The following is an 11,981-nucleotide window of genomic DNA, read 5'->3' on the forward strand; positions in this document are numbered from 1 at the left end:
GTTTGCGTTTCTCAGGGTTTGCCGTAGCGGATGCGGTAGATCGCCCCGTTCTCGTCGTCGCTCACCAGCAGCGCGCCGTCGGGCGCCACCAGCACGTCGACCGGCCGGCCGCGGACCCTGCCGTTTTCGTCCAGCCAGCCTTCGGCGAACACGCTCTGGCGCTTGAGCGAGCCGTCCCCGTCGAGCTCCACCCGGGCGATGCGGTAGCCGATCTTCCGGCTGCGGTTCCACGAGCCGTGCTCGGCGATGAACAGGTTGTTGCGGTACTCCGGCGGGAACTGATCGCCCGTGTAGAAGCGCAGCCCCAGCGCCGCGACGTGCGGGCCGAGCCTGGCCACCGGCGGGGTGAAGGCGGAGCAGGGCGTCCGGCCTTCCTCGGGATCGGCAATGTCGCCCTGGTGGCAATCGGGATAGCCGAAATCCTCGCCGACGCGGCTGAGCCTGTTCAGTTCGTCGCTCGGTTGCTCATCGCCGAGCAGGTCGCGGCCGTTGTCGGTGAACCAGAGCTGGTGCGTCTGCGGATGCCAAGTGAAGCCGACGCTGTTGCGGATGCCGTGGGCGACCACTTCGCGGGCGCTGCCGTCCGGGTTCATACGCTGCAGGTTGGCGTAGCGCTCGCGGTCCGGGCGGCAGAGGTTGCAGGGCGCGCCCACCGGAACATAGAGCTTGCCGTCCGGGCCGAAGGCGATGAACTTCCAGCCGTGGGCTGTCTCGGAAGGGAACCGCGCAGGGAGTTCCTCGGGCTCGGGCGGTGCGTCGAGGCGCTCCTCGATACCGCGCAGCACCAGGATGCGGCTGACCGCCGAGACGTACAGGTCGCCGTCCCGGAAGGCGACGCCCACCGGCATCTGCAGGTCTTCGGCCACCGTCGAGACGCGGCCGTCCGGGCGTACCGCGTAGACCTTGCCGGCGCTCATGCTGCCGACGAACAGGGTGCCCGCATCGCCCCAGGCCATGGCGCGCGCGCCGGGCACCTGGTCGGTGAGCAGGCTGATGTGGAAGCCCTCCGGCAGCCGGATGTGCTCCAGGGCGTTGTCCGAACAGGCCGGCAGGCTGGCCAGGCACAGCAACGCGAAAAGTGGCAGGCGACGACGCATGGCGTGGATTCCCGGATGAGTGCCACCGGCAGTTTAGGCGGCGCCCTCCCATCTTTCTCGAGATGGTCACGGATCGGCTTGAACACAGACGGGTATGACGACTGCCGCCTTGAAACGGCGGCGGACTTTCCTCTACCGTAGCGCCCTTCCTGCAGCAGCCCATTCAGCGGAGCCGCCATGAACCTGGCCAGCCCTCGTTCCCTGTTCTTCCTCGCCTTCCTCGCCTGCGCCGCCATGCTCGGCACCGGCTTCTACCTGCAGTACGTGGTCGGGCTGGAGCCCTGCCCGCTGTGCATCCTGCAGCGCATCTTCTTCGCCGGCGCCGGGCTGTTCGCGCTGATCGCCGGGCTGCACGGCCGCGGCTATCGGGTGTATTCGGTGCTGATCCTGCTCTGCTCGCTGGCCGGCGCCGGCACCGCGGGCCGCCAGATCTGGCTGCAGACCCTGCCGCCGGACCAGCTGCCTGCCTGCCTGCCGCCGCTGGAATACATGATGGAGAGCATGCCCTACGCCGACATCCTGTGGACCATGTTCCACGGTTCGGCCGACTGCGCGGAGGTCAACTGGACCCTGCTCAGCCTGAGCATCCCGGAGTGGAGCCTGCTCGCCTTCATCGCCTTCGCGCTGTTCGCCATCTTCCAGTTCTTCCGCCGACGCGGCTGAGCGTCGCAGTCGTTCCGGCCCTGGCCTGCGCTGTCCGATGCAGGCCAGAGGGCGCGCGGCCTGCCGATTAAACGCTCGTATTAATTTTCCGCGCGCCAGCGTCTTGAAGGCAGAAACCGGCGGGCATACTCTGGGTTTCCATTCCGCCGGAAAGCCGCCGCCGAAGAAAACCCACTCACGCGGATGTCGAGGTTCGACAGAATATTGTCCCGGGGCGGACATTGCCGGGACGGCGACAAGGGAAGTGAGGACAACATGCTCGAGAGCTGCCGTAATGCCCAGGAACGTTGGGGAGGCGTACACCAGCTGATCGACCGCTGGCTCAGGGATCGACATGAACTGGTCCGGGCATTCGATTCCCTGGACGGCGTCCAGGCACCGAAGACCAACGCCCAATCCCTGCAGAGTTTTTGCCAGCTCCTGCTCGACTACGTGTCGGCGGGACACTTCGAAGTCTACGAACAACTGATGAACGAAGCGCAGGCCTTCGGTGACACCCGGGGTCTGGAACTGGCCAAGCAGATCTATCCCCGCCTTGAAACCATCACCGCCAACGCGCTCAACTTCAACGACCGCTGCGACAACGGCGACTGCCGCGAAGGCACCTGCCTGACCAGCGAGCTGAAGAACCTGCGCCAGCAACTGCACGAACGCTTCGAACTGGAAGATTGCCTGATCGAGGTGCTGCACAACGCCCACGGACAGAAAGTCGCCGCGGTCTGATCGACCGTCAGGCCGAAGACGGCGCGAACGCTTGAAGCGATCGCGCCGTTTTTGTTTCAGCGGTTCTTCAGCAGCTCCACCTTGAACCCCACAGCTCGCCGCGACAGCTCTGGCGCAGGCTTTCCGGCGGCTTGCCGCCGGCGATGCCGGGGACTGCCTGCTGCATCCGCTCGCCCGGTTGCACGCCCTGGCTGCAGGGGAGTTCGTCCCCGGGGGCCGCACTGACCGGCAGCGATGCGAAGAGCAAGCGGAGCGGTGCGCGATGCAACCCGGGTTCTGCTGGCGGTGAAATCGGCTGGAGATTATGCCGGGCGCGGGTTGCAGCTCGATCGGCACAGTGGCGAGCGGCTGCCGACGGGGCTAGTATGGGCGCAACCACGTCCGCCAGGAGGCACGTCATGTCGGCCAACAAGAAACCCGTCACTACTCCGTTGCACCTGCTGCAGCAGTTGTCCCATAGCCTGATCGATCACCTCGAAGAAGCCTGCAAGCAGGCTCTCGTCGATGCCGAACAGCTCCTCGCCAAACTCGAGAAACAACGCGGCAAGGCGCAAGAGAAGCTGCACAAGGCGCGCACCAAACTGCAGGACGCCACCAAAGAGGGCAAGGCCAAGGCGCAGGCCAAGGCGAAGTCCGCCATCGCCGAGCTGGACGAGGCGCTGGAAACCCTGAAGACCCGCCAGACCGAAACCCGCGCCTACATCGCCAACCTCAAGCGCGATGTGCAGGAGAGCCTGAAGCTCGCCCAGGGTGTGACCAAGGTGAAGGAAGCCGTTGGCAAGTCCCTGGCCAACCGCAAGCCGGTCGCTGCCGCCAAGCCGGTAGCCAAGCCGGCTGCCAGGGCCGCCGCTGCGAAGCCCGCCGCCAAGCCGGCTGTCAGAGCCGCTGCTGCCAAGCCCGCTGCCAAAGCCGCCTCTGCCAAGCCCGCCGCCAAACCGGCTGCCAGGGCCGCCGCTGCCAAGCCTGCCGCGAAGCCGGCTGCTAAAGTTGCTGCCGCGAAGCCCGCCGCCAAGCCGGCTGCCAAGCCGGCTGCCAAGCCTGCCGCCAAGCCGGCTGCCAAAGCCGCTGCTGCGAAACCTGCCGCCAAGCCGGCCGCCAAAGCCGCCGCCGCGAAGCCTGCCGTCAAACCGGCTGCCAAACCTGCCGCTGCCAAGCCCGCCGCCAAGCCGGTGGCCAAGGCCGCTGTTGCGAAACCTGCCGCCAAACCGGCTGCCAAACCGGCTGCCAAGCCTGCTGCTGCCAAGCCCGCCGCCAAACCGGCTGCGAAGCCCGCTGCCAAGCCCGTGGCCGCCAAACCGGCCGCTCCGGTAGCGCCCGCCGCACCGGCTGCTCAGCCGACCGCCCCGGCTGCCAGCGCCACTCCGGCACCGGCCGCTCCGGCCAGCAGCACCTCCAGCGCTTCCTGAGGCTCAGGAGAGGCTCGCCGCGATGCGCAGGGATTCCCGCGCATCGCGGCGCAAGCTGCCCGCGTCCCCCGCCGCTGCATCCAGCCAGCGCGACAAGTCTTCCGCCTCGTTCCGGGGCCACGCCTGCGCCACCTTCCCCAGCCGTTGCAGCAGCACCTTTTCCGCATCCAGTTCGAGCTGCTTGAGACGTTCGCGCAATGGCGCCAACGCCGCATCCCGCTGCGCCGGTTCGCGCCAGCGCTGATGCAGGGAGCGCAGCGGCACGATCACCTCTTCGCGCCACGCTCGCGCCGTATCCTCCAGCGTGATCATTCGCGCCTGCGCAAAGGCCACGCCGGCACTTCCCAGCCAGGCCGCTGCGAGCAGCAGGCAGACGTCCGCGCCGTCCTCCTGCAGCGACAGGCACGCCGCCTCCACGCCCGGGCGGGCGTAGAGTTCCAGGGCATACGACCAGACATCATCAGACATGGAGCACCCTCAGCGATCGCCAGGCGAAGCTGATAAACTCCGCGGCCATGATTCGACTACAAAATCTTACGCTACAGCGTGGCCCCCAGCGCTTGCTGGAAGGAGCCGAACTCACCCTGCATCCCGGACAGAAAGTCGGCCTGATCGGCGCCAACGGCGCCGGCAAGTCGAGCCTGTTCGCCCTGCTGCGTGGCCAGCTCGGCCAGGACGCTGGCGACTGCTACCTGCCCGCCGACTGGCGTATCGCGCACATGCGCCAGGAGGTCGAGACCCTCGACCGCCTCGCCGTCGACTATGTGCTCGACGGCGACGTCCACCTGCGCAAGATCCAGGCGGACCTCGCCGCCGCCGAACAGGCCCACGACGGTACCGCGCTGGCGCGCCTGCACAGCGAGCTGGACAGCGCCGACGGCTACACCGCCGATGCCCGTGCGCGCAAGCTGCTGGCCGGCCTGGGCTTCACCGCCGAGCAGATGGAGCGCCGCGTCGGCGACTTCTCCGGTGGCTGGCGGATGCGCCTGAACCTGGCGCAGGCACTGATGTGCCCGTCCGAACTGCTGCTGCTCGACGAACCCACCAACCACCTCGACCTCGACGCCATCCTCTGGCTGGAGGAGTGGCTCAAGGGTTACCCGGGCACGCTGCTGCTGATCTCCCACGACCGCGACTTCCTCGATGCCGTGGTGGACAACATCGCCCACCTCGAACAGCGCAAGCTGACGCTCTATCGCGGCGGCTACTCGGCCTTCGAGCGCACCCGCGCCGAGCGCCTGGCGCAGCAGCAGCAGGCCTACGAGAAGCAGCAGGCGCAGCGCGCGCACATGGAAAAGTACATCGCCCGCTTCCGCGCCCAGGCCACCAAGGCCCGCCAGGCGCAGAGCCGGATCAAGGCGCTGGAACGCCTGGAAGAACTGGCGCCGGCCCACGTCGATTCGCCGTTCGACTTCAGCTTCCGCGAGTCCGACAAGATTTCCAGCCCGCTGCTCAACCTTTCCGAAGCCCGCCTGGGCTACGGCGACAAGACCGTGCTGGAGAAGGTCAAGCTGCAGCTGGTGCCCGGCGCGCGCATCGGCCTGCTCGGCCCCAACGGCGCGGGCAAGTCGACCCTGATCAAGACCCTGTCCGGCGACCTGTCGCTGCTCTCCGGCGAGCTCGCCCGTGGCGAGAACCTCGCCATCGGCTACTTCGCCCAGCACCAGCTCGACTCGCTGGACCCCAAGGCCAGCCCGCTGCTGCACCTGGCGCGCATCGCCCCAGCCGAACGCGAGCAGACCCTGCGCGACTTCCTCGGCGGCTTCGACTTCCGTGGCGACCGCTGCGACGAGCCGGTGCTGAACTTCTCCGGTGGCGAAAAGGCGCGCCTGGCCCTGGCGCTGATCGCCTGGCAGAAGCCCAACCTGCTGCTGCTCGACGAACCGACCAACCACCTCGACCTGGAAATGCGCCTGGCGCTGACCATGGCGCTGCAGGAATTCTCCGGCGCCGTGGTGGTGGTGTCCCACGACCGTCACCTGCTCAAGAGCACCACCGACGAGTTCCTGCTGGTGGCCGACGGGCGCGTCCGCGAATTCGACGGGGATCTGGAGGATTACGCGCGCTGGCTGGTGGATTTCCGTTCCCGCCAGGCGCCGGCCGCGCCTGTCGCGCCAGCCGGCGACAAGACCGACAAGCGCGCCCAGCGCCAGGCCGCCGCCGCGCTGCGCCAGCAACTGGCGCCGCACAAGCGCGAGGCGGACAAGCTGGAGAAGGAACTGGGCAAGGTCCACGAGCAGCTCGCCGAGCTGGAAGGGCGCCTGGGCGACAGCGCGCTCTACGAGGCGGCGCGCAAGGACGAGCTGCGTGACCTGCTGGCCCGCCAGTCCACCCTCAAGGTCCGCGAAGGCGAGCTGGAAGAGGACTGGTTGATGGCGCTGGAAACCCTCGAGGAACTGCAGCGCGAGCTGGAGGCCAGCGAGTAAGGGGGATGCGGGCCGCGTTAATGGCGTGGCCCGGGCCTGCCTGACTGTTGTGGCGTTCCTCCCGCGTGCGGCCTGGAGCGCGCGCCGACGCCGCGAAGAGCCGGTGAACCTGCGCAACGGCGAGTCGGGTTTTCCGTCCGCGGGAGCGCGCTCGCTCAGGTGAGCGTTCCCTGGTCGACGGTGCTGGGCGGCGCGCCGTGACTAGGGCACACTGGCCCTCCGTAACAGATTATTGCGCCCCTGGGCGCCGTGAGGTTCCAGATGCTCGCCAGTACGTGGTTCGCCTTCTTCATCGCCTGCTGGGTGATCAGCCTGTCGCCGGGCGCCGGGGCCATCGCCTCGATGTCCTGCGGGCTGCAGTACGGTTTCTGGCGCGGCTACTGGAACGCCCTGGGCCTGCAGATCGGCCTGGCCTTGCAGATCGCCGTCGTCGCCGCCGGCGTGGGCGCGCTGCTGGCGACCTCGGCGCTGGCGTTCAGCGTGATCAAATGGTTCGGCGTGGCCTACCTGGTCTACCTCGCCTACCGCCAGTGGACCTCGCCGCCGCAGGCGATGGAAGCCGGCGGCGAGCGCCCCATCGGCCGGCCGCTGACGCTGGTGCTGCGCGGCTTCCTGGTCAACGCCAGCAATCCCAAGGCGGTGATCTTCATGCTCGCGGTGCTGCCGCAGTTCGTCGACCCGCACCGGCCGATGCTGATCCAGTACGTGATCATGGGCGTGACCATGATCTGCGTGGACCTGATCGTCATGGCCGGCTACACCGGGCTGGCCGCCCGCGTGCTGCGTGCCTTGCGCTCGCCGCGCCAGCAGACGGTGGTGAACCGGACCTTCGCGACCCTGTTCGTGGGCGCTGCCGGCCTGCTCGCCAGCGTGCACCGCGCCCAGGCCTGAGGCGTTGGCACGGGGGCCCGGGCGTCGTCACGGACGCCTCGGCTGCGGTTTCCCGGACATTGTCCTTGCATAGCGGTCGCCCGGAGGCGACAATTTAAACTCTTTCATTCTCATTTACCTTCCGCTATGCAACCTTCCAAACTTCTCGTCTGGCTGTTGCCGCTGGTCGGCCTTTTCAGCCTTGGAGTTCACGCCGACACGGCTGTCGACCCCTCCCAAGCGCTTCACCTGCTCAGTTACCTCGCCGCCGACTACCCGGCGACCGTTGCCGACGGCAATATCGCCGACGCCAGCGAGTACAAGGAGCAGCTGGAGTTCGTCGGCAATCTCCATGCGCTGATCCTGGCCCTGCCGGCCCGCCCCGAGCGCGCCGACCTGGAGAAGGCCGCCGACGCCCTCCGGCAGGCCATCGAGCAGCGCCAGCCCGGCGAGCAGGTCGCCCAGCTGGCGCGCCATCTGGAAGTGCGCATCGCCGATGTCTACCAGGTGGTGCAGACTCCCGCGATAACCCCCGACCCGGCCCGCGCCGCGGAGACCTACGCCCAGCAGTGCTCGATCTGCCACGGCGCCACCGGCAAGGGTGACGGTCCGGCGGGCATCGGCCTGGAGCCGCCGCCCGGCAACCTGACCAACCGCGCGCGCCTGGACCAGCTGAGCCTGTACGACCTGCGCAACGTGATCGGCCTGGGCGTCGCCGGCACCGACATGCCGGCCTTCGCCGACCAGCTCGACGAGCGTCAGCGCTGGGACATGGCGGCCTACATCGCCGGCCTCGGCAGTGCCCAGGCGAAAGCCGACCCGGCCCGCAGCTACCCGCTGGCGACCCTGGCCACCGAAACCCCGGCGGACGTCGCCCGGCGCGATGGCGAGGCCGCGGCCGAGAGCTTCCGTGCCCTGCGCGCCCATCCGCCGCTGGAGCATCGCGGCCCGGCGCAGCTGATCGACTTCACCACTGCGACCCTGGACAAGAGCTTCGCCGTGTACCGTTCCGGCGACCACGACCAGGCCTACGACCTGTCCGTGGCCGCCTACCTGGAAGGCTTCGAGCTGGTGGAAAGCTCGCTGGACAACGTCGCCCCCGACCTGCGCAAGGCCACGGAAAAGCAGCTGATGACCTATCGCCAGGCGCTGCGCGACGGCCTGCCGGAAGCCGCGGCGGCGCAGCAGCTGGAACTGGCCAAGGGCAAGCTGGCTGAGGCCGCGAAGGCCCTCAGCGGCGACTCGCTGAGTTTCTCCATCAGCTTCGTCTCGGCCCTGCTGATCCTGCTGCGCGAAGGCGTGGAAGCGATCCTGGTGCTGGCGGCGATCCTCGCCTTCCTGCGCAACACCGGGCAGGAGAAGGCGGTGCGCGGCGTGCACCTGGGCTGGGGCCTGGCCTTCGTCGCCGGCTTCGCCACCTGGGCGGTAGCCGCCTATGTGATCGACATCGGCGGCGCCCAGCGCGAGCTGATCGAGGGCTTCACCGCGCTGTTCGCCTGCGTGATGGTGCTCTGGCTCGGCGTGTGGATGCATGACCGTCGCCACGCCGCCGCCTGGCAGGACTACATCCGCAGCAGCCTGGTCGGTGGCGGCGGCCGCTTCGGCTTCGCCGTGCTGGCGTTCTTCTCGGTCTACCGCGAGCTGTTCGAGGTCATCCTGTTCTACGAGACCCTCTGGCTGCAGGCCGGCCCGGCCGGACACAACGCGGTGATCGCCGGCGCCGGCAGCGCCGTGGTGATCCTGGTCGGCATCGCCTGGGTGATCCTGCGCGGCTCGGCCCGGTTGCCGCTCAAGCAGTTCTTCACCGCCAACGCCGCGCTGCTCTGCGCCCTGTCCGTGGTCTTCGCCGGCCATGGCGTGGTCGCGCTGCAGGAAGCCGGGGTGCTCGGCACCCGTCCGGTGCCCTTCTTCGACTTCGACTGGCTGGGCATCAAGGCCGATGCCTACTCGCTGTCGGCCCAGGCCCTGGCGCTGCTGGCGGTGGTGGTGTTCTACAGCCGCAGCTACCTCGCCGAGCGCCGCAAGGCGGAGAGCATCGCATCCTCCTGATGCGCTGAACGACGTGGTTCACGACGGCCAGTGCGATACTGGCCGTCGTGCTTTTCGAAGGAAGGTTTTCCCCGATGCGTATCTGGATCGACGCCGACGCCTGCCCACGCGCGGCCAAGGAACTGGTGGCGAAGTTCGCCCTCAAGCGCAAGCTGGAGGTGGTGATGGTCGCCGGCCAGCCCGTGGCCAAGCCGCCGTTCGCCTGCGTCAGTCTGGTGGTGGTGCCCAGCGGGATGGATGCCGCCGACGATTACCTGGTGGAGCAGGCCGAGCCGGGCGACCTGGTGATCTGCAGCGATGTGCCGCTGGCCGACCGGCTGGTGAAGAAGGGCGTCGATGCCCTCGACCCGCGTGGCCGCGAGTTCGACGAGAAGAACATGGGCGAGCGCCTCGCGGTGCGCAACCTGTTCACCGACCTGCGCGAGCAGGGGCAGGTGGGAGGAGGGCAGGCGCCCTATGGCGACAAGGACCGGCAGGCCTTTGCCAATGGCCTGGACCGGTTGCTGACGCGCCTGATGCGCGAGGCACAGAACCGCAAGGTCTGAACCTGGAAACGAAAACGCCCGGCAGTGCCGGGCGTTTTCATTTCGAGCGGGATTGTCTGGGCGGGGCTTTGCGTAGGAGCGGACCTTGTCCGCGAAAGGTCCGAACCGCGCCGGAGGTCATCGCGGACAAGGTCCGGTCCTACGGGATCAAAAGCCCTGCACCCTCAGGCCAGCTCCAGCAGCCGGTCGATCGCCTTGTTGATGCCCGAAGCGGCTTCGGCGATGGATTGCGCGAGCATGTAGGCCGGGGTGGTGACCAGCTTGTGGGCCGTGTCCTCGACGATGCCTTCCACGGCGCAGTCGATGTGCTTGGCGCCCATGCGGGTCAGTGCCTGGGCGGTGCCTTCGTCGGTGCCGATGGTGCATTGCACGCCGTCGCCATAGATGCGCGCGGCCATCGCCGGGGCGATGCAGAACAGGCCGACCGGCTTCTTCGCCGCGGCGAAGGCCTTGGCCAGGGCCAGCACGTCCGGCTGCACCTCGCACTGTTCGCCCTTGAAGGCGAAGTTGCTGAGGTTCTTCGCGGCGCCGAAGCCGCCGGGGATGACCAGTGCGTCGAAGTCTTCGACCTGTGCCTCGCGGATATCCTTCACCTCGCCACGGGCGATGCGCGCGGACTCCACCAGCACGTTGCGGCTCTCGGCCATTTCCTCGCCGGTCAGGTGGTTGAGCACGTGGTGCTGGGCGATGTCCGGGGCGAAGCACTGCACCTTCGCGCCGCGCTGGGAAAGGCGCAGCAGGGTGATCACGCTTTCGTGGATTTCCGCGCCGTCGTAGACGCCACAGCCGGAGAGGATGACGGCAACTTTCTTCTGCATGGACTGCTCCTGTTCGAGGGGGCCGGACGTGTCGCTATATGCCGCCCGGGTTGTCGCCGGCGGTCGTGGCCGGCCTGGGGCAAGGGGCTAGGATCGATGAGCCAGGACCTCCCATAAGCATAACGACTCGGTCGCGCCATGAACTACATCCTCTTCGCCGTTCCGTTCTTTTTCCTCCTGATCGCGATCGAGCTGCTCGCCGACCGCTGGCGGGGCATGCACACCTATCGCCTGAGCGATGCGCTGAACAGCCTCAGCGCCGGGGTGCTGTCCACCACCAGCGGCCTGCTGACCAAGGGGCTGGGCCTGGTGACCTACGGCATCGCCTGGCGGCACCTGGCGCTGTTCGAGCTGTCCGCCCAGAGCCCCTGGGTCTGGATGTTCGCCTTCGTCTTCTACGACTTCTGCTACTACTGGAACCATCGCCTGGGCCATGAGCGCAACGTGCTCTGGGCCGCGCACGCGGTGCACCACCAGAGCGAGGACTACAACCTCTCCACGGCGCTGCGGCAGACCAGCACCGGCTTCATCTTCGGCTGGATCTTCTACCTACCGATGGCGGTGGCCGGCGTGCCGCCGCTGGTGTTCCTCACGGTCGCCGCGATGAACCTGCTGTACCAGTTCTGGGTGCATACCCGGCACATTCCCAAGCTCGGCTGGTTCGAGTGGATCTTCGTCTCCCCGTCCAACCACCGGGTGCACCATGCGCAGAACCCGCTCTACATGGATCGCAACTACGGCGGCGTGTTCATCCTCTGGGATCGCCTGTTCGGCACCTTCCAGGAAGAGCTGGACGCGGAGCCGGTGGTGTTCGGCGTGACCGCGCCGCTGGCCAGCTGGAACCCGCTGTGGGCCAACCTGCAGGTCTATGCGCAGCTCTGGCGGGACGCGCGCCGTGCCGGCAGCGTCCGGGACAAGCTGCGCATCTGGTTCATGCGCACCGGCTGGCGCCCGGAGGATGTCGCCCGGCGCTATCCGGTGGAAAAGCCCGACCTGAGCACGTTCCGCAAGTTCGACGTGCCGCTGGGGCGCGCTCGCCAGTGGTATGCGGCGCTGCAGTTCGCCGGCTACGTGGTGCTCGGCACCTGGCTGCTGGGCGTGGGGGAGGGCTGGCAGGTGATGCCGTTGGTGATCGGCTGGGCCTGGATGGCGTTCGGGCTCTACGCCATCGGCTGCTGGCTGGAGAACCGCGCCTGGGCGTTGCGCATGGAGGTGCTGCGGCTGGCGCTGAACGTGCCGGCGCTGGCGATGCTGGCGCTGTGGGGCGGGATCGGGCTGCCGCAGTGGGCGCCCTGGGCGCTGGCGGTCTACACCCTGGCGAGCCTGATCGGGCTGCTGGGCCTGCGGCGCGCCGAACGGCTGCCCCAGGCCACCGCCTGAAGGC

At 68.2% G+C, this 11,981-nt stretch carries 11 protein-coding genes; 8 read left to right on the forward strand and 3 right to left on the reverse strand.

Annotation, left to right across the window (positions count from 1 at the left end):
* Positions 1 to 11: 11 nt before the first annotated feature.
* Positions 12 to 1,097, reverse strand: a complete 1,086-nt coding sequence (locus AC3B6A_RS01490; protein ID WP_488400567.1) for a PQQ-dependent sugar dehydrogenase — start codon at positions 1,095 to 1,097, stop codon at positions 12 to 14.
* A 177-nt stretch (positions 1,098 to 1,274) separates the two neighbouring features.
* On the opposite strand from AC3B6A_RS01490, the gene AC3B6A_RS01495 reads away from it, so the two are divergent.
* The 3 genes from AC3B6A_RS01495 (at position 1,275) to AC3B6A_RS01505 (ending at position 3,889) form a co-directional block, all read left to right on the forward strand.
* Entirely contained in the window at positions 1,275 to 1,760 is a 486-nt protein-coding gene (locus tag AC3B6A_RS01495) for a disulfide bond formation protein B (protein ID WP_488400568.1), read from the forward strand.
* Between the two features lie 255 nt (positions 1,761 to 2,015).
* Positions 2,016 to 2,483, forward strand: a complete 468-nt coding sequence (gene rsd, locus AC3B6A_RS01500; protein WP_488400569.1) for a sigma D regulator — start codon at positions 2,016 to 2,018, stop codon at positions 2,481 to 2,483.
* 398 nt (positions 2,484 to 2,881) lie between these two features.
* Positions 2,882 to 3,889 carry an AlgP family protein gene (locus AC3B6A_RS01505; protein WP_488400570.1) on the forward strand — a complete coding sequence of 336 codons (1,008 nt, stop codon included), beginning with the start codon at positions 2,882 to 2,884 and terminating at the stop codon, positions 3,887 to 3,889.
* A 3-nt stretch (positions 3,890 to 3,892) separates the two neighbouring features.
* Here AC3B6A_RS01505 and AC3B6A_RS01510 read toward each other — a convergent pair whose 3' ends face one another.
* Positions 3,893 to 4,357: a TIGR02444 family protein gene (locus AC3B6A_RS01510; RefSeq protein ID WP_488400571.1), complete on the reverse strand. Its 465-nt coding sequence runs from the start codon at positions 4,355 to 4,357 to the stop codon at positions 3,893 to 3,895.
* Between the two features lie 47 nt (positions 4,358 to 4,404).
* Between AC3B6A_RS01510 and AC3B6A_RS01515 the strand changes: the two genes are divergently transcribed.
* The 4 genes from AC3B6A_RS01515 (at position 4,405) to AC3B6A_RS01530 (ending at position 9,779) form a co-directional block, all read left to right on the forward strand.
* A complete protein-coding gene (locus AC3B6A_RS01515) occupies positions 4,405 to 6,315 on the forward strand; it encodes an ATP-binding cassette domain-containing protein (RefSeq protein WP_488400572.1) in 1,911 nt (636 codons plus the stop codon).
* Between the two features lie 261 nt (positions 6,316 to 6,576).
* On the forward strand, positions 6,577 to 7,206 hold the full coding sequence (locus tag AC3B6A_RS01520; protein ID WP_488400573.1) for a LysE family transporter: 630 nt from the start codon (positions 6,577 to 6,579) through the stop codon (positions 7,204 to 7,206).
* 126 nt (positions 7,207 to 7,332) lie between these two features.
* Entirely contained in the window at positions 7,333 to 9,234 is a 1,902-nt protein-coding gene (locus tag AC3B6A_RS01525) for an FTR1 family protein (protein WP_488400574.1), read from the forward strand.
* 74 nt (positions 9,235 to 9,308) lie between these two features.
* Entirely contained in the window at positions 9,309 to 9,779 is a 471-nt protein-coding gene (locus tag AC3B6A_RS01530) for a YaiI/YqxD family protein (RefSeq protein WP_488400576.1), read from the forward strand.
* Between the two features lie 164 nt (positions 9,780 to 9,943).
* On the opposite strand, the gene elbB is transcribed toward AC3B6A_RS01530, so the two are convergent.
* Positions 9,944 to 10,597: an isoprenoid biosynthesis glyoxalase ElbB gene (elbB, locus tag AC3B6A_RS01535; protein WP_488400577.1), complete on the reverse strand. Its 654-nt coding sequence runs from the start codon at positions 10,595 to 10,597 to the stop codon at positions 9,944 to 9,946.
* A 138-nt stretch (positions 10,598 to 10,735) separates the two neighbouring features.
* Here elbB and AC3B6A_RS01540 point away from each other — a divergent pair, with 138 nt between their 5' ends.
* On the forward strand, positions 10,736 to 11,977 hold the full coding sequence (locus tag AC3B6A_RS01540) for a sterol desaturase family protein (protein ID WP_488400578.1): 1,242 nt from the start codon (positions 10,736 to 10,738) through the stop codon (positions 11,975 to 11,977).
* Positions 11,978 to 11,981 lie beyond the last annotated feature (4 nt).

Source organism: Pseudomonas sp. B12(2026) (assembly GCF_057767015.1).

Coding starts and splice junctions, on each gene's coding strand:
- elbB (WP_488400577.1), bottom strand. CDS start 10,597: ATGCAGAAGAAAGTTGCCGTCATCCTCTCCGGCTGTGGCGTCTACGAC.
- rsd (WP_488400569.1), top strand. CDS start 2,016: ATGCTCGAGAGCTGCCGTAATGCCCAGGAACGTTGGGGAGGCGTACAC.
- AC3B6A_RS01495 (WP_488400568.1), top strand. CDS start 1,275: ATGAACCTGGCCAGCCCTCGTTCCCTGTTCTTCCTCGCCTTCCTCGCC.
- AC3B6A_RS01525 (WP_488400574.1), top strand. CDS start 7,333: ATGCAACCTTCCAAACTTCTCGTCTGGCTGTTGCCGCTGGTCGGCCTT.
- AC3B6A_RS01530 (WP_488400576.1), top strand. CDS start 9,309: ATGCGTATCTGGATCGACGCCGACGCCTGCCCACGCGCGGCCAAGGAA.
- AC3B6A_RS01505 (WP_488400570.1), top strand. CDS start 2,882: ATGTCGGCCAACAAGAAACCCGTCACTACTCCGTTGCACCTGCTGCAG.
- AC3B6A_RS01540 (WP_488400578.1), top strand. CDS start 10,736: ATGAACTACATCCTCTTCGCCGTTCCGTTCTTTTTCCTCCTGATCGCG.
- AC3B6A_RS01490 (WP_488400567.1), bottom strand. CDS start 1,097: ATGCGTCGTCGCCTGCCACTTTTCGCGTTGCTGTGCCTGGCCAGCCTG.
- AC3B6A_RS01510 (WP_488400571.1), bottom strand. CDS start 4,357: ATGTCTGATGATGTCTGGTCGTATGCCCTGGAACTCTACGCCCGCCCG.
- AC3B6A_RS01520 (WP_488400573.1), top strand. CDS start 6,577: ATGCTCGCCAGTACGTGGTTCGCCTTCTTCATCGCCTGCTGGGTGATC.
- AC3B6A_RS01515 (WP_488400572.1), top strand. CDS start 4,405: ATGATTCGACTACAAAATCTTACGCTACAGCGTGGCCCCCAGCGCTTG.